We start from the raw sequence: 17,687 nt of genomic DNA on the forward strand, positions 1-17,687 counted from the left end.
TTGCGCGGGTCACATCACTCCTGTGCCGTCGCCTCTTCCTTGGCCTGGCGTTTTATGATGATGTCCACCAGCCGCTTGGCCAGGGCCGGGTAGTTCTCGTCGAAGTGGTGACCGCCAGGCAGTTTGATGGCTTCGCCCACGGCGGTCTTGTCGGTGCAGCCGCTTTCGTCGACTTCTTCTTCACCGTAGATGCACACCACTTTGGCGGCAGGCAGCTTGGCCATTTCCGGGCCGGTGGCGGCTTCTTTGCCAGCATTGCCAAGCCAGCCTTCGACTTCGATCTCGAAGCTGCCGGTGCGGGCGAAGGCCAGCAGGATGATCGCGTCGACGCGCTGCTGCTCGGACTCTGCCAGGCGGTTGTAGATGGCTGGCAACACATCGGCACCAAACGAGTAGCCGGTGAGGATGAAACGCTTGGTGCCCCATTTCTGCCGGTAGTGCTGCATCAGTTCGGCAAGGTCCAGGGCGCTTTGCTCGGGACTCTTGTGCTGCCAGTAGTAGCGCAGGGTGTCGATGCCAACCACCGGGTAGCCGATCTTCGCCATTTCGCCCGCCACGTCGCGGTCGAGGTCACGCCAGCCACCATCTCCGGACAGGAACAGGGTCACGGTGTCCTTGGCCTGGCCGGCCGGTACTTCAACCACAGGAATCTGCAGGCCGCCCGAGGCCTTGTCGCCACCAACGAGGATCTTGCGCAGTTCGTTGTTCAGCACTTGCGGCAGGTTGATGTCGTAGTCGCTGATGCTGGTTTCGGCGTTGGGCTGGTCGCGCACGAAGCCGGCGCTGGTGTCATCCGGGTTGTCGTTCCACGCCACCAGCCAGTGGCCGTGGGAGGCGCTTTTTGGCAACAGGTGCGTGCAGCCACCCTTTTCCAGGGCCAGGTCGACCGAGACAGCCTGGGCTTTGTCGTTTTTCTGCTCGGACAACCAGCGCCAGGCGAGTACCGCACCTGGGCCAATACCGCTGACCAGGGTTGCCGGGCCTTTGAGTTCTCTCAAGCCCGATTGCAGGGCACGGCTTTGCAGCAGGCAGTCCTTGGGCAGGATCACCTGGACAATCTGCGCTGAGCCGCTGCGGCTCAGGGTCATCAATTGTTTGTCGCTGAGCTTCTGTTCCTCGGTGACCGCCACCAGCACCTGGGCGCGTGGCGTGGTCCCGGGGATGACGCGGGTCATCGCCGCACCCTCGGCCGGGGTCAACAGTTCGAGGGTCGGTTCCGGTGCCGGGCGTTTCAGGTACCAGTAGCCACCACCGAGAATCAGGGCCAGCACTACCAGAGTGCCCAGTACGTACCGCAAGGAGCGTTGAATCATCAGCGTTTCACCAATCCAGTCAAGCCGCCCGCGATCAGGGCAGCAGTATCGGCCAGGGCAACCAGCGGATCGAGTCCGGCGGGCACGGCCATATAACGGGGTTCCCAGTCTGGCTGGAACTTGTCTTTGAAGCGGCGCAAGCCTTGGAAGTTGTAGAGCTGCTCACCACGGCGGAAAACCATCGAGCCCAGGCGCTGGGTCAGGGGGGCGCCGCGACGGGGTTGCAGCCCCGACAATGGCACCATGCCCAGGCTGAAGCGTGCATATCCATGATTTTTATAGTGCTGAATCAGGCCGACCATCATGAATTCCATGGTCAGTTTGGGCGCGTCCGGGTGCGCGCGCATCAGGTCGAGGCTGGCCAGGTCATGGCTGTAGGTCTCGAGCAGGTTGGCGAACGCCACCGGGCGCCCTTCGAAACGAATCACCGCTATGCGGAAATGCTTGAGGTAGTCATCGCTGAAGCGGCCAAGGGAGAAGCCTTTCTCGCGTACGTTCTTGCCGGTCAGCCAGGCATCGGATATCACCTTCAGCTCATTCATCGGCGCCTGGCCCGGCTCGAAGATCTCCAGCGACAGGCCGTCGCGTGTGCCACGGTTCCAGGTGTAGCGCAGGTCCTTCATCTCTTTGCCCTTGGCTTCGAGATCGAAGCGATGCAGATCCACCCGGGCTTCTTCGCCGAGTTTGATCGCCGTCAGGCCGATGTCCATGTAGTACGGCAGGTTCTCCGCGCGCACTTGATAGAACACGGGGCGGGCGTGGTGGATGTCGCACAGGTCGCGGAACTGCCAGATCATTTCCGCCCGTTGCTGGCCCGGACCGATCGGGTCATACAGCGCCACCAGGCTGCGGCCACGGCGGGCGTACATCAGGAACGCTTCGTCGTTGGGGTGAAACAGCAGTGCCTTGTCGCCGGTCAGGGCCAGGCCGCCATCGGGTTGCGCCGAGGCCATCAGAATCCTGCTGGCGCGCTCCAGTTCATCGGGTGTCGGCAGGTGGATGACCGGGCGCGCAGTGCGCAGCAGCCAGGTCAGGGACACCACAACCAGCAGCACGGCGGCACCGAGCAACGAGCGCAAGCCGCGGGGGGCGTCGGCGTCGAGGGTGAACTGCCACCAGAGCTGATGGCTGTACGGAACGTCCTGATAGGCAAACAGCAGCAGCCATATCGAGGCGCCCAGCACGCACAGGCTGGCCACCAGATAGAGTGGTGAGAATGGCACTTCCGTCAGGCGGCTGGGGCGATAGAACGAACGCCGGAAAACCCCCAGCAAAGCTGCAGTCAGGGTCATCAGGCAGGCTTCTTCCCAGTCGAAGCCCTTGAGCAGCGAAAGCAGGGCGCCCACCAGCAACAGAATGGTGGTGAGCATCCACGCGGCCGACAGTCGACGACGCAGGCCCTGGGCCAGCAACAGGCACAGCACGCCAATCAGGCTGGCGCCAAAGTGCGAGGCATCGACCAGTCGATGGGGAATCAGAAAACCGATGTGTTCCAGTCGGGTGTCGATTTCCGGCGTGGCGCCGGAAAACAACAGCACCACGCCGGACAGGAACACCAGCACCGCCAGAATCGGCGCAGCCAGGCCCGATGCCGCCCGCAGGGACTGGCGTGTCTGGAATACGCGCTGACCTTCGTTGATCAGCAACAACAGGCAGGCCACCAGCATCGGCAGTACGACGTAGATCAGGCGATACAGCAGCAGGGCGGCGGCCAGTGGCGCGGCACCGAGTTTGTCGGAGAACGCGGCCAGCAAAATCGCCTCGAATACACCGACACCACCCGGTACGTGGCTGAGTACGCCGGCGGCCAGGGCCAGCAGGTAGACCAGCAGAAAGGCGCCGAAGGGCGGTGCTTCCGGCAGCAGCAAGTAAAGCACGGTGGCGGCGGCGGCAACGTCCAGGGCTGTGATGATCAATTGCAGGAAGGTCAGGCGACGCCCCGGCAGGCGCAAGGTGCGACGCCCGACCTTGACCATCAGGTTGTCCGCGTAAGGTTGTTCCGGCAAGCGACGACGGTAGATGCCGATGGCCAGTACCGAAAACAGCAGCAATACGGCAGTGGCTACGGCACCCAGCAAGATTTCGGAGAGACCCAGTGCGACAGAGGCCGCTGGCAGGTCGCTGAGCGTCGCCAGCGCGGCGAGCGGTGGCAGGGCGCACCCTAGCGAAAGGCTGGCGAACAAGGTCATGTGGGCGACCTCGGCGGCCCCCAGACCGTGACGCGCATATAAACGGTAGCGAACCGAGCCGCCTGACAGCATCGAAAGGCCGATGGCATTACCAATGGCGAATGCGGTGAAGCCTCCCAGTGCCAGGGTTCGCGGCGCCAGGTTCGCGCCGGCGTAGCGACTGGCCGACCATTCGTAACCCAGCAAAATGATGAAACCCACCACGGTAGCGCCCACGGCACCCAGCAATGCGGGTTTGGGAACGTCGAGGATCGAGTCGTGCAGAGCGTCCAGATCGAGCTCGCTCAACAAATGACGGCAGGCAATCAGCGCGATCGCGAACAGCAGCAGGGTCACCGCCAGGCCGATGGGCTGACGGTATTTGCTGACCAGATCGAGCAGGCGCAGGCGCTCCGCCTTGATCGGTTGTGTCGCTGTGACGGTGTCTTGTGAATCAGACGAGTTGGCGCGCATCAATCACCTCTTGGATTGTGCGCGACAGGATGGGGGTATCCAGCCAAGTTACCAATCCCTGTAGAAAAAAATAATCACAAATATTAACGCCTATCACCGGCTCTCGGCGACGGCACGTCATCCGTCGTAGAGGGCCAAGTCTGCGATTGAGCATAGTCGGAACTCAGCGCATCGGTGGCCCCGGACGGCTCACTACACAGTGACAGATCATTGTTGCGAAAGGGTTTTTTCAACAGATACAAAAAAGGCCACTCTTTCGAGTAGCCTTTTTTGATGTTTGGTTGCGGGAGCCGGATTTGAACCGACGACCTTCGGGTTATGAGCCCGACGAGCTACCAGACTGCTCCATCCCGCGTCTGTGTGGCGGCATTCTATAGAGATACGCCGGAGTGTCAACCGTTAATCCTGAACCTGGTCAAATAAACGTAAAAACGCGGCAAACGGTCGCAGGTGAGGCTTAAGTTTCGGAATCGGAACGGTTTCTGGTTTTGCCGTGGCGCTGGTGCGTACCCTTATGGTGCGCCTTCTGCACAAAACAGGCACGCACAAAAAAGGCCACTCTTTCGAGTAGCCTTTTTTGATGTTTGGTTGCGGGAGCCGGATTTGAACCGACGACCTTCGGGTTATGAGCCCGACGAGCTACCAGACTGCTCCATCCCGCGTCTGTGGATCGGCATTCTATAGAGATACGTCAGCGTGTCAATCATAAATTTCGATAAAACCTGTTTCCGTTCAATCGCTTAGCTTGTTTTTGATGGTGTGTGGCAGGGCTGTAAGTCAGGCGTGGCAAGGCTTTCAGCTCTATTGGCGTAAGTAATTCGATTGAAAAAATAAATTTATCGGAAGCTTTCCTACGATTGGAAAAGAACATTCCGACTACTGGTGCTATATACAGGTGTCAGTGAGATACTGCCCGTCTGACACGGCATGACGCCGTTTCTTCACCCTGAACACCACGTTGATATGACCCAGCGAAAAATCATCCACGTCGATTGTGACTGTTTCTATGCCGCCATCGAGATGCGTGACGACCCGCGCCTGGCCGGTAAACCCCTGGCGGTAGGTGGGTCGGCGGATCGGCGTGGGGTGATCGCGACCTGTAATTACGAAGCGCGGGCTTATGGTGTGCGTTCGGCGATGTCCTCCGGGCATGCGTTGAAGCTGTGCCCGGACCTGACCATCGTCAGGCCGCGAATGGATGCCTACAGAGAGGCGTCCAAGGAAATTCACACGATTTTTCGCGATTACACCGACATCATCGAGCCGCTTTCCCTGGATGAAGCCTATCTCGATGTGTCAGACAGCGCGCATTTCGGCGGCAGTGCCACGCGAATTGCCCAGGATATTCGCCGACGAGTGTCCAATCAGTTGCATATCACCGTTTCAGCAGGCGTGGCGCCGAACAAATTTTTGGCCAAAATCGCCAGCGACTGGAAAAAGCCCAACGGTTTGTTTGTCATCACGCCGGATCAGGTCGAAGACTTTGTCAGCGGCTTGCCGGTGAACAAGTTGCACGGGGTCGGCAAGGTCACTGCGGATAAGTTGGCCAAACTTGGAATTGCCGATTGTCTGCAATTGCGCGAGTGGGAAAAGTTGGCGCTGGTGCGGGAATTCGGCAGTTTCGGTGAGCGACTCTGGAGTCTGGCCCGTGGGATTGATGAACGCCAGGTGCATAACGACAGTCGCCGACAGTCGATCAGTGTTGAAAATACCTACGATGTCGATCTGCCCGATTTGCGGAGTTGCCTGGATAAGTTGCCGGAACTGCTGGAAACCCTGAAAACCCGCATGGAGCGAATCGACAGCAGCTATCGGCCAGGCAAGCCGTTCGTCAAAGTGAAGTTTCATGACTTTACCCAAACCACACTGGAGCAGGCCGGAGCAGGGCGGGATTTGGGCAGTTATCAGTTGATGCTGACCCAGGCGTTCAATCGCGGCGGTAAGCCGGTGCGATTGTTGGGTGTGGGAGTGAGGCTGGAGGATTTGCGCGGCGGGTTCGAGCAGATGGAATTGTTTGAGCGGTAGTTCCAGGGTGCCTGCCAGGCACCTTCGCGGGCGATTCGATTTGCCCGCGATGCTCTGAGCGTTTAGTTCGGCCCCGGATCTGCTACCAGTCGTCCGGCATCCTTGGTCAGTGCCTTGAGGAATTCGGTCTGCAGTTCGGGATCGTTACGGGTCAGTTCGATCAGGCTTTGTTCCAGTTCACTGGCTTCTTCCTCCAGCCCCAGTTCCGACAGGCGTTTGACCCGGTGTACCCATTGGCTCACTTCGTCGTCTTCCAGGTCGTCGTAAATCAGGCCGTGGGCTTCGAGCAATTTGCCGCGCAGCGTGCCGCTGAGCGCCAGGGACGAATCGCTATGCACATCGCCCTTTGAGTCATCGACGCTGATCTGCAGCTTACCCAGATGATTGAGGTCATATTCGGCGAACGGGCTGTCCAGCAGATTCAGGCGCAAGACGCCATTTTTGTCGGTGGTCAGCTCGAAGGTTTCCTTGCCGGCCTTGACCTCGACCGGGCGTTCGCTCCACGGCAGGCTCGAGTATTCCTTGCGCTTGTCGCGCTGGACTTCATCGATACCAGCCAGGTTCTGTTGCGCACGACCGTTGGATTGGACGTTCATGAACGGGTTGAGTCCGGCGAAACCGTAGCTGAGCCAGTCCTTGGTCATGCTGTCGGGAAGATTGCCCAGGGCAAACACGTTGACCACGTTCGCGCCCACGCCGCCCACCACCGCCACTGCGCCCAGCGGGATCTCGTAAATCTCCCGCCAGGGTTGATAAGGCGTATAGCGATCGTAATGACGGGTGACTTCGAACTCGGTGACTTCGAAGGTCTTCTGCTCGTGGATCTTTACCCGGCGTTGCGGGAGCTCAAGCACCTTGGGCTCACCGACATCGATCTGCAGGCTGTGATCGAGCAATTTGCGCTCGACACGTTCCTCGTGCTCGCTGCGTTGTGACATGTGATTGGCACAGCCGCTGACCAGCAGGGTGCCGCACAGGGCGGCACCACCGAGGCCTAAGGTGTTTCGCTTGAACATGACGTCTCTATCTGGTTTCAGCGGCGGATACGGGCCTGCAGGAAAGACAGTACGTCAGCGACCGGCAGCGCTTGCGGCTCGGCCTCGGTACGGCTCTTGTATTCCAGGTTGCCTTCGGCGAGGCCGCGGTCACTGACCACGATCCGGTGAGGAATGCCGATCAGCTCCATGTCCGCGAACTTGATGCCCGGGCTGGTTTTCTTGTCGCGGTCGTCCAGCAGCACTTCGAAGCCGGCTGCAGTCAGTTCTGCATACAGCTTGTCGGTGGCTTCGCGAACCAGCTCGGTTTCGTAGCGCAGTGGTACCAGGGCGACCTGGAACGGTGCCAGCGCGTCGCTCCAGATGATCCCTTTTTCGTCGTTGTTCTGCTCGATGGCAGCGGCAACCACGCGGGAAACACCAATGCCGTAGCAGCCCATTTCCAGGGTGATCGGCTTGCCGTTCTCGCCCAGCACTTCGCACTTCATCGCTTTGCTATACTTGTTGCCCAGCTGGAAGATATGCCCGACTTCGATGCCGCGCTTGATCTCCAGGGTGCCTTTGCCATCCGGGCTTGGGTCGCCGCTGACGACGTTACGCAGGTCGGCAACGGTCGGAACCGGCAGGTCGCGTTCCCAGTTCACGCCGAAATAGTGCTTGTCGTCGATGTTCGCACCGATGCCGAAGTCGCTCATCAGCTCGACCGAGCGGTCGATGATGATAGGCAGTGGCAGGTTCAGCGGGCCGAGGGAGCCGGCGCCGGCGCCGATGGCGTCGCGCAGTTCGGTTTCGGAGGCCATGACCAGCGGGCTGGCAACGCCAGGCTGGTTGGCGGCCTTGATTTCGTTCAGTTCGTGGTCGCCACGGATGATCAGGGCAATCAGTTTGCCTTTCTCTTCAGCGTGAACCACGAGGGTCTTGATGGTCTTCTCGATCGGCAGGTTGAAGCCTTCGACCAGTTGCGCGATGGTCTTGGCGTTCGGCGTGTCGACCAGGCGCAGTTCTTCTGTTGGTGCTGCGCGGGAGGTTTCGCGCGGTACGGCTTCAGCCTTCTCGATGTTCGCGGCGTAGTCGGAACCGTTGCTGAAGACGATATCGTCTTCGCCGGACTCGGCCAGTACATGGAATTCATGGGAACCGGCACCGCCGATGGAGCCGTTATCGGCTTCAACCGGGCGGAATTTCAGACCCAGGCGGGTGAACACGTTGCAGTACGCCTGATGCATGCGGTCGTAGGTGATCTGCAGCGATGGCTGGTCAGCATGGAACGAATAGGCGTCCTTCATGATGAATTCGCGGCCGCGCATCAAACCGAAGCGTGGGCGGATTTCGTCACGGAATTTGGTCTGGATCTGGTAGAGGTTGATCGGCAGCTGTTTGTAGCTGCTCAGCTCGTTGCGCATCAGATCGGTGATGACTTCTTCGTGGGTCGGGCCGGCGCAGAAGTCGCGACCGTGGCGATCCTTGAAGCGCAGCAATTCAGGGCCGTATTCCTCCCAGCGACCGGATTCCTGCCACAGCTCTGCCGGTTGAGTGCTCGGCATCAACACTTCAAGCGAGCCGGCAGCGTTCATTTCTTCACGAACGACGGCTTCGACCTTGCGCATCACTCGCAAGCCCATCGGCAGCCAGGTATACAGGCCCGAGGCGAGTTTGCGGATCATGCCGGCGCGCAGCATCAGCTGGTGGCTGATCACGACCGCGTCGGAAGGCGTTTCTTTCTGTGTGGCGAGCAAAAATTGACTGGTGCGCATGGTTGGCCGTTGTCGGTTGCTGATGACGAGAAATGACGGAGCATTGTACGGGCGAGATCCGCTGTCGTACAGAAGTGCGGCCGGCGGTGTGGCAGGAGGGCGGGAATCTCTGCGCCCTCTGCAAGGTTTCCTTCAGGTGTTTCTTACGATTCCTCCGCGACCTGGGTCGGAACCGGTTCCGGCGTCGGTGTCGGTCCTGCGCGGCGGCTTTCCTGGAACCAGTGCAGGGCGATCAATACCAGGGTCGGAACGCCCAGCAGGGCGGTGATCAGGAAGAAGTTGTGATAGCCGAACTTTTCCACCATGACGCCTGAGTAGCCGCCGATCAGGCGTGGCAGCAGGAGCATGATCGAGCTGAGCAGGGCGTATTGGGTCGCGGAGAATTTCAGGTTGGTCAGGCTCGACAGATAGGCGACGAAGGCGGAAGTCGCCAGGCCCGAGCTGAAGTTATCCAGTGAAATGGTCACGATCAGCATGTTCAGGTTGGGGCCCATGTCCGCCAACATCAGGAACAACAGGTTGGTTCCCGCCGATGCGGCGCCGCCGATGAACAGGATCGGCAGGATGCCGAAACGCACGATCAGCAGGCCGCCCATGCCGGCGCCCACCAGCGTCATGATCAGGCCGAAGATTTTGCTGACGCTGGCGATCTGATCCTTGGTGAAGCCCTGGTCGATGTAAAAGACGTTGGCCATCACGCCCATGACCGTATCGGACATCCGATAGGTGGCGATCAGCCCAAGCAGCAGCAGGGCTTGCCAGCGGTAACGCAGAATGAAGTCGTTGACCGGTGTCAGCACTGGCGCCAGGCCACGGCGACCCATGGTCGACAGGCACAGCGCAGTCAGCGTGGTGTAGAGAATTGCCCGAAGGAACGCGCGGTCCTCGAGCAGCAGATCGAGCAGGCTCACGCCATGGAACAGCACGCTGGCAAAGTCGGTGTTGTAGAGCTGGGTGAACATGGCCGGGAAGGATACCAGCAGTACGATCAGTACGAACACTGAAGCCAGTTGATGCGCGAAGCTATAACGCCCGGCCTGCAGTTGGGTGCGCAGCGGGACCGGTGGTTCGCGCATGAAGAGGGAGGTCAGCAGCGCCGGGATCATCAGGGCGCCGAACAGCACGTAGGTGCCGGTCCAGGCGGAGTGCTGATAGTTGAAACCCGTGGAGCCGAAGCCTTCGGCGAAGAACAGGGCGCCTGCCGTCGCCAGCAAAGCGGCAATCCGATAGCCGGACATGTAACTGGCGGCGAGGGCGGCCTGGCGACTGTCTTCGGCGATCTCCAGGCGGTAGGCGTCCACGGCGATGTCTTGCGTTGCCGAGGCGAATGCGACAATGACCGCGATGGCGATCAGCCATGAAAGGTGTTTTTGCGGGTCGCAAAAGCCCATCCCGATCAGGCCGAGGATCACCAGCGATTGCGACAAAACAAGCCAGGAGCGTCGTCGACCGAGCTTGCCCAGCAGGGGCAGGCGCCATTGGTCGAGCAATGGCGACCAGACCCATTTGAAGGCATAGGCCAGACCGATCAGGCTTGCATAGCCGATGGTTTCGCGAGCCACACCGGCTTCGCGCAGCCAGACCGAAAGAGTCGAGAATACCAGCATGTACGGCAGGCCGGCGGCGAAACCCAGCAGTAACAGTACAAGCGTCGAGGGGCTGGCATATGCGGCGAGCGCGGCGCGCCAGGTTTTACGGGGCATGGGCTGGAGTCTGCCTCAAGAAATACGGAAACAAAGCGCGCACTCTAACCGCTGTGCTCTACCGGGCGCCAGCCATGGCGCTGAATATCAACACGATTGTTCAGGATACTGATGCCCTCCATGCGCAATCGGGCGCGTTGTTCGTCCCCGGATGGACTGCCCGCGGGCAGGCTGATGCGCCCGCCGGCGGCGAGTACGCGGTGCCAGGGCAATTTGCTGTCGCCGGGCAACTGGCTCAGTGTCCGCCCGACCCAGCGGGCGGCGCGCCCCAGTCCGGCCAGTTCGGCCAATTGGCCATAACTCACCACTTTGCCCTCCGGCACTTGTGCGAGTGTCAGGTAGAGCGCCGTGCGTCGGATTTGTGCCGCACTCTCGGTGTCAGTGGTTGGTTCGATCACGTCCGGGGTTCCTGAAAAAGTTCGCAGTACCGTCTGTAGAGTAAATCCTTGATCGTCCATTGAGAAATGAACTCAATAGATACGGTCGGGGTCAGTCCTAGCCAGGGCCTTATTCCTGCGAATAAGGCCAATTCTTTTCGCGTACCTGAGCCTGTATTTGCTTATGTTCTCCAGAACCGTGTTGTGTCTCGCCATCGCCAGTGCTTCTACCCCCTTGCTCGCGGATACCGTGTGGTTGAAGAACGGTGACAAGCTGAGTGGCAAGATCATTCTGTTCGATGGTGGCAAGCTGTTGATCCAGACCGAGTACGCCGGCGCGGTCCCCATTGACTGGAAGCAGGTCAAAACCCTGGAAAGTGATCAGGAACTGTTGGTCAAGCAGGACGCCTACACCGGCGAGAAGGCCAAGTCGTTGCATGCTGCGGACGATGGCAAGGTCATTTTGGCCAATGGCGAGGCTCCCAAGACGGTCGAGCTGGCCAGTGTCCAGCAGATCCTCAAGCCCAAGCCGGTGGTCGAAGACTTGGTATGGAAGGGCAATATCGACGCGGCCCTGGATTACCAGCGTGCGGACAAAGACACCGATGATTACGACATCGACTTCAAGACCACTGCGCGCCATGGCCGTTGGCGGCACATCGCTGAAGGCGAATACAACCGCGAGTTCCAGGATGACGTTGTCACGACGGACAACTGGCGGGCCGAATACTCCCTCGACCGCTTCATCACCGACAAATGGTTCTGGGAAGGTCGTCTGGTATACAAGCGCGACAAGGTAGAAGACCTGTCTCGTCAGCGTACAGTGGGTACCGGTCCTGGCTATCAGTTCTGGGATGACGAGTTGGGTGCATTTTCCCTGGGGTCGCTGGTCAATCGCACTGATTACGAGTTCAACGATGGCAGCAAGGAGAATTTCTATTCCCTGGCCATGAAGTGGGATTACAACCGTTACCTGATTGCCAAGAAGGTGGAGTTCTTCACCAATGGTGAGGTGGCCAAGCCGTTGTCGGGCGTGGCCGACTACGCGCTCGATGCCGAGATGGGGCTGCGCTATAAAGTGACCGACTGGGCGTCGCTGAACCTGAAGGCCGAGAGGGATATTGTCAGTGGTTCCGATGAGGCTGACTTGAGCAAGACCCGTTACACGGCAGGGTTTGGCGTGACTTGGTAAGTGCTGAAAAACGCAGCTTCGGCTGCGTTTTTCAATGCCTGGAAAAACACGCAGGCACAAAAAAGCCCCGCTGTTGAGGGCGGGGCCTTTTACTAAAGCAAGTACAAGTTAGATAACTTGAACTTCTTCAGCTTGCATGCCTTTCTGACCGCGGGTAGCGATGAAAGAAACCTGTTGGCCTTCTTTCAGGCTTTTGAAGCCGTCGGATTGGATAGCTTTGAAGTGAACGAACAGGTCGTCACCGGATTGTGGAGTGATGAAGCCGAAGCCTTTTTCATCGTTGAACCACTTAACGGTACCGGTTTGGCGATTAGACATGGTGTAACTCCTTGAACAAAGATAACTGCGACTCAGGAAGAACCCTGGCCGAGACTGAGTGCAAAGAGCAGGAAAAATTCTTGTAGATGGTTGGATCGAAATTCAACATATCGTGTAGAGATTCTCAGTGACACAAGCAGCACAGTGACGCCACCTTAACCCTTTTTCCGGAACGTGCCAATGTTTCTTGCGAAGGTTTCTCGGTTTTCGTGATCGACGGTGCATCCTATTGTTTCAAGGGGCCAGGGATTTCGCATGATCGTCGAGAATTGTGCCCCGGTCTTTGAACCCGAGGGCGTGCCCCGGTAAGATGCCGGACAGATTTTTTCCACCTCGCTATTCAGGACACCCGCCATGAGCATCAAATCGGACAAGTGGATTCGCCGCATGGCGCAAGAGCACGGCATGATCGAGCCCTTCGTGGAGCGTCAGGTGCGCGGCAGCGATGATAGCCGTGTGATCTCCTATGGCGTGTCCAGCTACGGCTACGATGTGCGTTGCACCAATCATTTCAAGGTGTTCACCAACATCAATTCGGCTATCGTCGACCCGAAAAACTTCGATGCTGGCAGCTTCGTCGACATCCACAGCGACGTATGCATCATTCCGCCGAACTCCTTCGCCCTGGCCAGCACCGTCGAATACTTCCGCATTCCACGTAATGTGCTGACCATTTGCCTGGGTAAAAGTACCTACGCGCGTTGCGGCATCATCGTCAACGTCACGCCGCTCGAGCCTGAGTGGGAAGGTCACGTGACCCTGGAATTTTCCAACACCACCAACCTGCCGGCGAAAATCTACGCCAATGAAGGCGTGGCACAGATGCTGTTCCTTGAGTCTGACGAAGAGTGTGAAGTGTCTTACAAGGACCGTGGCGGCAAGTATCAGGGCCAGCGTGGCGTGACCCTGCCGCGGACCTGAGTCAGCCGTCTGACGAACCGTGGGAATTCCTGGGCGAGCGTACACTCTATGGAGTGTACTGCTCTGATTCGCGCAACGCGGACCGGACCATCGCTCAGGAGTGCTTTATGAAGATCGACCCGCGAATAAGTGCCGAACTGGCAAGTCTTGAGCCCAATCAGGTTGGCGTCTTGGCCTGGTCCTTGTTGGCACACCCGCCGATCAGCATGGCAGGAGGCATCCCCGGCCAACCTGATCCCGATACCCCCAACGAACAGCCCACCGAGCCCGGTGAGCCCACCCTGCCGGATGAGCCGCCCCCCGCCCCTGTGGCCTGATTGCCTGCGCAGAAAAATGAATGGTCAGTCAGCTGAGGTCTGTGAAGACTTCAGCTGACTGGCCATATTTCGTTGTCGCCGATGACAAAGATCCTGCAGTTGTCGTCCCGGCGGACTTCATGGCCACCAGCAAACGCATCGAAAGCGGTGCCGCTTGTGCGTCGGCGCGTGTGAAGTTCGCTCCGGTGTTGATCGACTCATATCCGGCAATAACTGTAATCGCCGTCGAAACCTATTTCCGATCCGGCCGTGTTTTTATTCCGGCGTTGCTCGTTCTGCGACTTTTTGGAAAAGGTCAGCGTCGGGCAGTTATTTCGCCTATGAAAAGGACATTCAGATGAATACAAATCGATCGGGGCATTTAAGTGCCGATGTGAACACGGCCGGCGATCCCCAACCGTTTCGCGTGACGCACGGACTCTACTTCCATGATCGGCCAGGCATCCACTGTATCGAGGCTGATAACGGGAAGGGGACAGCGTTTTATGTCTATCTGCCGGTAGGAATCCAGAGTGGCAGTTTCAGTCTGGGGCTTAGTGAGCGGTCCCCCATGGTTATCCATGTGACGGGCAACTCCGAAGCCGAGTTGTATCGAGGCGCGCTTGATTTGACCGTGGGTGGCGATGCGCAGTTTGCCGGAAGCTTCAGTGGGTTAGATGCGGACGGTCTGGAAGTGACCAATGGAAGTTTCAGGCTTGAGCACGATGCGAGTGCTTGATGTTTGAGTGAGGGGAGCCGGGAATGCGGCTCCCCTTTTTTTCGTGCGGCGTTTATTTCAGGTTACCGCTGAGGAATTGTTTCAATCGCTCACTCTTCGGATTGCCCAGCACGTCTTCCGGCGCGCCTTCCTCTTCCACCAGGCCCTGATGCAGGAACAGCACCTGGCTCGAGACCTTGCGGGCGAAGCTCATTTCGTGGGTCACCATGATCATGGTCCGGCCTTCTTCGGCCAGGCCCTGGATCACGCGTAGCACCTCACCCACCAGCTCCGGGTCGAGCGCCGAAGTCGGCTCATCGAACAGCATGACCTCCGGCTCCATGGCCAGCGCCCTGGCAATGGCCACCCGCTGTTGCTGGCCGCCGGACAGGAATGCCGGATACTGGTCCGCCACCCGCGCTGCCAGGCCAACCTTGTCCAGATAGCGTCGTGCACGGTCTTCGGCTTCCTGCTTGCTGCACCCCAGCACCCGGCGCGGGGCCATGGTGATGTTCTCCAGCACGGTCATGTGGCTCCACAGGTTGAAGTGCTGGAACACCATGGCCAGTCGGGTACGGATCCGTTGCAGCTCATCGGGATCGGCGACATGCATGCCGTGTCGATCCTTGATCATGCGGATCGCCTGGCCGTCGAGGCTCATGGCGCCGTCGTTGGGTTGTTCGAGAAAGTTGATGCAGCGCAGAAAGGTACTTTTACCCGAGCCGCTGGCGCCGATCAGGCTGATGACGTCGCCGGTGTTGGCCTTGAGCGAAACGCCTTTGAGCACCTGATGATCGCCGTAGCTTTTATGCAGGCCTTCGATGGTCAGTTTGTACATGGAACAGGCATCCTCAAGGCGAAAGTAGGTAGCCGCTGCGATAGGCTTCGGTGCCCGCGACATGGGCGATCACCATGCCGGCAGTGGCCATGCGGCGCAGCGAGCGGGCGTACATCAACCCGGCGGCGGTGCAATGAACAGGGGTGACTCGATCCGCGATCGGGTCAATGATTTCAGCGATCAATTGCCCGGCTTCCAGGTATTCCCCTGGCAGCGCAGTGAACACCAGCAAGCCGCCGACGGGCGTGGCCACGGGTTCGACAGCAGCCAGCGGTGTGGCCGGGTAGGGCAGCTCGGGCATGGGCGCCGGTTCACCGGCGATCGCGCCGAAATGAATCAGGTAATCAATCAGCGCCTGACTGTCCAGGCTGGCCAGCGGGTGGTTGACGTCACCCTGGCCGCGCAGTTCGACGGTAACCGAAAAGCTGCCCGCCGGAATGTCGAAATGTTCGCCGAAGCGCTCTTTCAACTGCCACCAGAGCAAGGTGAAGCATTCGTCGAACGACTGCCCGCCGGAGTCAGTGGCCAACAGGCTGGCCTCGGCACCGATGTAGCGGGCCAGAGGCTCGACCTGGGGCCATGCATCCGGTGTGGTGTACAGGTGCGCGACGGCTTCGAAATCGCAATGCAGGTCCAGCACCATGTCGGCATCGCAGGCCAGCCGCTGCAGGGTCAGGCGCTGGGATTGCAACTGGGTGCTGGCGGTCTGCCGGGCAAGTGCATGACGCAAACTGTCACGAATCAGTTCGAGGTTGTGCTGCGGGTCATCGCCGAGTCGGCCCTCGATCTCGTTGCCGACCTCTTCGCTCAGATCGACGAACCAGCGGTTGAAGTTCTGACCGCTTTCCAGCTCGTAGCGGCCCAGCGGTACATCCATCAGCACTTGCTCCAGGCCGACCGGATTGGCCACCGGAACCAGGACGATTTCGCTGCGCAGGCGGCCGGCGGCTTCCAGCTCCGCCAGGCGTTGCTTGAGGTGCCAGGCCACCAGCATGCCGGGCATTTCATCGGCGTGAAGGGATGACTGGATGTAGATCTTGCCGTTGGCCGGTTGCGGCCCGAAGTGAAAACTGTGGATCTGTCGCGCGGTCCCCGGCAGCGGGGACAGCAAGTCATGTATCTGGTGGCGCATGTGCGAGAAGTCCTAGTGGGTCGGCCCGAGGAAGGCCAGCCATCGGCGTTCGGCGAGGCGGAACAGGCCGACCAGCGCAAAGGTGACGGTCAGGTAGATCAGTGCGGCGATGCCGAACGACTGGAAGGTCAGGAAGGTCGCCGAGTTGGCGTCTCGAGCGACCTTCAGGATGTCCGGGATGGTCGCGGTGAACGCCACGGTGGTCGAGTGCAGCATCAGAATCACTTCGTTGCTGTAATACGGCAACGAGCGACGCAGGGCCGAAGGCATGATCACGTAGGCATACAGCTTCCAGCCTGTCAGGCCGTAAGCCTTGGCCGCTTCGACTTCACCGTGGTTCATGCTGCGAATCGCCCCGGCGAAAATCTCCGTGGTATAGGCGCAAGTATTCAGGGCGAAGGCCAGGATGGTGCAGTTCATTGCGTCGCGGAAAAAACTGTCGAGCAGCGGTTGCGCACGCACGGCGGCCAGGCTGTAGATCCCGGTGTAGCAGATCAGCAGCTGGATATAGAGTGGTGTGCCACGGAACAGGTAGGTATAGAACTGCACTGGCCAGCGAATGTAGGAGTGCGGCGAGACCCGGGCGATGGACAGCGGAATCGATACGATGAAACCGAAGAAGATCGACGCGCTGAGCAGCCACAGGGTCATGGCCAGGCCGGTGATGTTCTGGCCGTCGGTGTAGAGGAAGGCTTTCCAGTATTCCTGCAGGAGTTCGATCATCGCACGGCCTCCCGTGTACCGGCAGCGTAGCGGCGTTCCAGCCAGCGCAGAATGAAGTTGGAGGCACTGGTGATCGCCAGGTAGATCAAGGCGGCGAGCACCAGGAAGTAGAACAGTTGGTAGCTGCTTTTACCGGCATCCTGCGCGGCCTTGACCAGGTCGGCCAGGCCAATGATCGATACCAGCGCGGTGGCCTTGAGCATGACCATCCAGTTGTTGCCGATACCCGGCAGGGCGTAGCGCATCATCTGCGGGAACACCACGATGCGGAAACGCTGGCCGCGTTTGAGACCGTAGGCAGTGGCGGCTTCAACCTGGCCGCGAGGCACGGCGAGGATCGCGCCGCGGAACGTTTCGGTGAAGTACGCGCCGTAAATGAAGCCCAGGGTCAAAACACCGGCGCTGAACGGGTTGATCTCGATGTATTCCCATTCCATGTAGTCGGTGAACGATGTCAGCCAGGTTTGCAGGCTGTAGAAAATCAGGAGCATCAGCACCAGATCCGGCACCCCGCGAATCAGCGTGGTGTAGCACTGGGCAGGCAAGCGCAGCAGTTTGACTTTTGACAGTTTGGCACTGGCGCCGAGCAGGCCGAGCAATACGGCCACCAGCAGCGACATCGCCGATAATTTGATGGTCATCCAAGTGCCTTCCATCAGCAACGGACCGAAGCCCTTGAGGCTGAAGGCTGAGAGCCCCAGATTTTGTAGGAAGTTTTCAAACATAAATCAGCAACCTGA

At 59.3% G+C, this 17,687-nt stretch carries 17 protein-coding genes, 2 tRNA genes and 1 pseudogene; 6 read left to right on the forward strand and 14 right to left on the reverse strand.

The features are described 5' to 3' along the window. Nucleotides 1-14: 14 nt before the first annotated feature. From JQF37_RS03355 to JQF37_RS03370, 4 genes are all read right to left on the reverse strand, one after another. Complete coding sequence (locus tag JQF37_RS03355; RefSeq protein WP_130211150.1) at nucleotides 15-1,313, reverse strand: AcvB/VirJ family lysyl-phosphatidylglycerol hydrolase; 1,299 nt, start codon at nucleotides 1,311-1,313, stop codon at nucleotides 15-17. After that, nucleotides 1,313-3,955: a bifunctional lysylphosphatidylglycerol flippase/synthetase MprF gene (mprF, locus tag JQF37_RS03360; RefSeq protein WP_130211149.1), complete on the reverse strand. Its 2,643-nt coding sequence runs from the start codon at nucleotides 3,953-3,955 to the stop codon at nucleotides 1,313-1,315. The genes JQF37_RS03355 and mprF overlap by 1 nt, the downstream gene beginning before the upstream one ends. A 278-nt stretch (nucleotides 3,956-4,233) precedes the next feature. Next, a tRNA-Met gene (locus JQF37_RS03365) sits at nucleotides 4,234-4,310 on the reverse strand. Nucleotides 4,311-4,540: 230 nt separating this feature from the next. Then, a tRNA-Met gene (locus JQF37_RS03370) sits at nucleotides 4,541-4,617 on the reverse strand. Nucleotides 4,618-4,918: 301 nt separating this feature from the next. Between JQF37_RS03370 and dinB the strand changes: the two genes are divergently transcribed. Next, nucleotides 4,919-5,980, forward strand: coding sequence for a DNA polymerase IV (dinB, locus tag JQF37_RS03375; protein WP_130211148.1), 1,062 nt, complete (start codon nucleotides 4,919-4,921; stop codon nucleotides 5,978-5,980). A gap of 62 nt (nucleotides 5,981-6,042) precedes the next feature. On the opposite strand, the gene JQF37_RS03380 is transcribed toward dinB, so the two are convergent. From JQF37_RS03380 to JQF37_RS03395, 4 genes are all read right to left on the reverse strand, one after another. Further along, a complete protein-coding gene (locus JQF37_RS03380) occupies nucleotides 6,043-6,996 on the reverse strand; it encodes a hypothetical protein (protein WP_130211147.1) in 954 nt (317 codons plus the stop codon). A gap of 17 nt (nucleotides 6,997-7,013) precedes the next feature. Further along, nucleotides 7,014-8,729 (reverse strand): proline--tRNA ligase, encoded by a 1,716-nt coding sequence (locus JQF37_RS03385; protein ID WP_130211146.1) that lies wholly within the window; start codon nucleotides 8,727-8,729, stop codon nucleotides 7,014-7,016. Nucleotides 8,730-8,872: 143 nt separating this feature from the next. Next, a complete protein-coding gene (locus JQF37_RS03390; protein WP_130211145.1) occupies nucleotides 8,873-10,432 on the reverse strand; it encodes an AmpG family muropeptide MFS transporter in 1,560 nt (519 codons plus the stop codon). Between the two features lie 44 nt (nucleotides 10,433-10,476). After that, on the reverse strand, nucleotides 10,477-10,830 hold the full coding sequence (locus JQF37_RS03395; RefSeq protein ID WP_130211144.1) for an MGMT family protein: 354 nt from the start codon (nucleotides 10,828-10,830) through the stop codon (nucleotides 10,477-10,479). A 163-nt stretch (nucleotides 10,831-10,993) separates the two neighbouring features. Here JQF37_RS03395 and JQF37_RS03400 point away from each other — a divergent pair, with 163 nt between their 5' ends. Then, complete coding sequence (locus tag JQF37_RS03400) at nucleotides 10,994-12,001, forward strand: DUF481 domain-containing protein (RefSeq protein WP_130211143.1); 1,008 nt, start codon at nucleotides 10,994-10,996, stop codon at nucleotides 11,999-12,001. 108 nt (nucleotides 12,002-12,109) lie between these two features. Here the strand turns inward: JQF37_RS03400 and JQF37_RS03405 are convergent, their stop codons facing one another. After that, nucleotides 12,110-12,319: a cold-shock protein gene (locus JQF37_RS03405; protein ID WP_002554837.1), complete on the reverse strand. Its 210-nt coding sequence runs from the start codon at nucleotides 12,317-12,319 to the stop codon at nucleotides 12,110-12,112. A 354-nt stretch (nucleotides 12,320-12,673) separates the two neighbouring features. Here JQF37_RS03405 and dcd point away from each other — a divergent pair, with 354 nt between their 5' ends. Both dcd and JQF37_RS03415 read left to right on the forward strand, forming a co-directional pair. Continuing rightward, a complete protein-coding gene (gene dcd / locus JQF37_RS03410; protein WP_007904652.1) occupies nucleotides 12,674-13,240 on the forward strand; it encodes a dCTP deaminase in 567 nt (188 codons plus the stop codon). A 107-nt stretch (nucleotides 13,241-13,347) separates the two neighbouring features. After that, a complete protein-coding gene (locus JQF37_RS03415) occupies nucleotides 13,348-13,557 on the forward strand; it encodes a hypothetical protein (RefSeq protein ID WP_047526427.1) in 210 nt (69 codons plus the stop codon). Nucleotides 13,558-13,607: 50 nt separating this feature from the next. On the opposite strand, the pseudogene JQF37_RS31275 reads toward JQF37_RS03415, so the two are convergent. Beyond that, nucleotides 13,608-13,703: pseudogene (locus tag JQF37_RS31275) on the reverse strand (DEAD/DEAH box helicase); the annotation flags it as partial. Here JQF37_RS31275 and JQF37_RS03420 point away from each other — a divergent pair. Further along, nucleotides 13,677-13,898 carry a hypothetical protein gene (locus JQF37_RS03420; RefSeq protein WP_130210954.1) on the forward strand — a complete coding sequence of 74 codons (222 nt, stop codon included), beginning with the start codon at nucleotides 13,677-13,679 and terminating at the stop codon, nucleotides 13,896-13,898. The pseudogene JQF37_RS31275 and the gene JQF37_RS03420 overlap by 27 nt on opposite strands. After that, entirely contained in the window at nucleotides 13,895-14,275 is a 381-nt protein-coding gene (locus JQF37_RS03425; RefSeq protein WP_130210955.1) for a hypothetical protein, read from the forward strand. Before JQF37_RS03420 ends, JQF37_RS03425 begins: the two co-directional genes overlap by 4 nt. Before the next feature lie 52 nt (nucleotides 14,276-14,327). Here JQF37_RS03425 and JQF37_RS03430 read toward each other — a convergent pair whose 3' ends face one another. Genes JQF37_RS03430 through JQF37_RS03445 form a run of 4 tightly spaced genes read right to left on the reverse strand, consistent with a single transcriptional unit; the run spans nucleotide 14,328 to nucleotide 17,672 of the window. Further along, on the reverse strand, nucleotides 14,328-15,092 hold the full coding sequence (locus JQF37_RS03430; RefSeq protein ID WP_047526429.1) for an ATP-binding cassette domain-containing protein: 765 nt from the start codon (nucleotides 15,090-15,092) through the stop codon (nucleotides 14,328-14,330). A gap of 13 nt (nucleotides 15,093-15,105) precedes the next feature. Beyond that, nucleotides 15,106-16,224, reverse strand: coding sequence for a succinylglutamate desuccinylase/aspartoacylase family protein (locus JQF37_RS03435; RefSeq protein ID WP_130210956.1), 1,119 nt, complete (start codon nucleotides 16,222-16,224; stop codon nucleotides 15,106-15,108). Nucleotides 16,225-16,236: 12 nt separating this feature from the next. Then, complete coding sequence (locus tag JQF37_RS03440) at nucleotides 16,237-16,947, reverse strand: ABC transporter permease (RefSeq protein WP_047526431.1); 711 nt, start codon at nucleotides 16,945-16,947, stop codon at nucleotides 16,237-16,239. Beyond that, complete coding sequence (locus JQF37_RS03445) at nucleotides 16,944-17,672, reverse strand: ABC transporter permease (RefSeq protein WP_130210957.1); 729 nt, start codon at nucleotides 17,670-17,672, stop codon at nucleotides 16,944-16,946. Before JQF37_RS03445 ends, JQF37_RS03440 begins: the two co-directional genes overlap by 4 nt. Nucleotides 17,673-17,687: the final 15 nt, after the last annotated feature.

This window comes from Pseudomonas sp. MIL9 (genome assembly GCF_016887925.1).
Lineage (GTDB): Bacteria > Pseudomonadota > Gammaproteobacteria > Pseudomonadales > Pseudomonadaceae > Aquipseudomonas > Aquipseudomonas mohnii.

What these genes read in the sequence shown, in the direction of transcription:
- JQF37_RS03380 (WP_130211147.1), bottom strand. Translation starts at nt 6,996, where the DNA reads ATGTTCAAGCGAAACACCTTAGGCCTCGGTGGTGCCGCCCTGTGCGGC.
- JQF37_RS03445 (WP_130210957.1), bottom strand. Translation starts at nt 17,672, where the DNA reads ATGTTTGAAAACTTCCTACAAAATCTGGGGCTCTCAGCCTTCAGCCTC.
- JQF37_RS03420 (WP_130210954.1), top strand. Translation starts at nt 13,677, where the DNA reads ATGGCCACCAGCAAACGCATCGAAAGCGGTGCCGCTTGTGCGTCGGCG.
- JQF37_RS03400 (WP_130211143.1), top strand. Translation starts at nt 10,994, where the DNA reads ATGTTCTCCAGAACCGTGTTGTGTCTCGCCATCGCCAGTGCTTCTACC.
- JQF37_RS03425 (WP_130210955.1), top strand. Translation starts at nt 13,895, where the DNA reads ATGAATACAAATCGATCGGGGCATTTAAGTGCCGATGTGAACACGGCC.
- JQF37_RS03405 (WP_002554837.1), bottom strand. Translation starts at nt 12,319, where the DNA reads ATGTCTAATCGCCAAACCGGTACCGTTAAGTGGTTCAACGATGAAAAA.
- JQF37_RS03390 (WP_130211145.1), bottom strand. Translation starts at nt 10,432, where the DNA reads ATGCCCCGTAAAACCTGGCGCGCCGCGCTCGCCGCATATGCCAGCCCC.
- mprF (WP_130211149.1), bottom strand. Translation starts at nt 3,955, where the DNA reads ATGCGCGCCAACTCGTCTGATTCACAAGACACCGTCACAGCGACACAA.
- JQF37_RS03355 (WP_130211150.1), bottom strand. Translation starts at nt 1,313, where the DNA reads ATGATTCAACGCTCCTTGCGGTACGTACTGGGCACTCTGGTAGTGCTG.
- JQF37_RS03435 (WP_130210956.1), bottom strand. Translation starts at nt 16,224, where the DNA reads ATGCGCCACCAGATACATGACTTGCTGTCCCCGCTGCCGGGGACCGCG.
- JQF37_RS03415 (WP_047526427.1), top strand. Translation starts at nt 13,348, where the DNA reads ATGAAGATCGACCCGCGAATAAGTGCCGAACTGGCAAGTCTTGAGCCC.
- JQF37_RS03430 (WP_047526429.1), bottom strand. Translation starts at nt 15,092, where the DNA reads ATGTACAAACTGACCATCGAAGGCCTGCATAAAAGCTACGGCGATCAT.
- JQF37_RS03440 (WP_047526431.1), bottom strand. Translation starts at nt 16,947, where the DNA reads ATGATCGAACTCCTGCAGGAATACTGGAAAGCCTTCCTCTACACCGAC.
- dcd (WP_007904652.1), top strand. Translation starts at nt 12,674, where the DNA reads ATGAGCATCAAATCGGACAAGTGGATTCGCCGCATGGCGCAAGAGCAC.
- dinB (WP_130211148.1), top strand. Translation starts at nt 4,919, where the DNA reads ATGACCCAGCGAAAAATCATCCACGTCGATTGTGACTGTTTCTATGCC.
- JQF37_RS03385 (WP_130211146.1), bottom strand. Translation starts at nt 8,729, where the DNA reads ATGCGCACCAGTCAATTTTTGCTCGCCACACAGAAAGAAACGCCTTCC.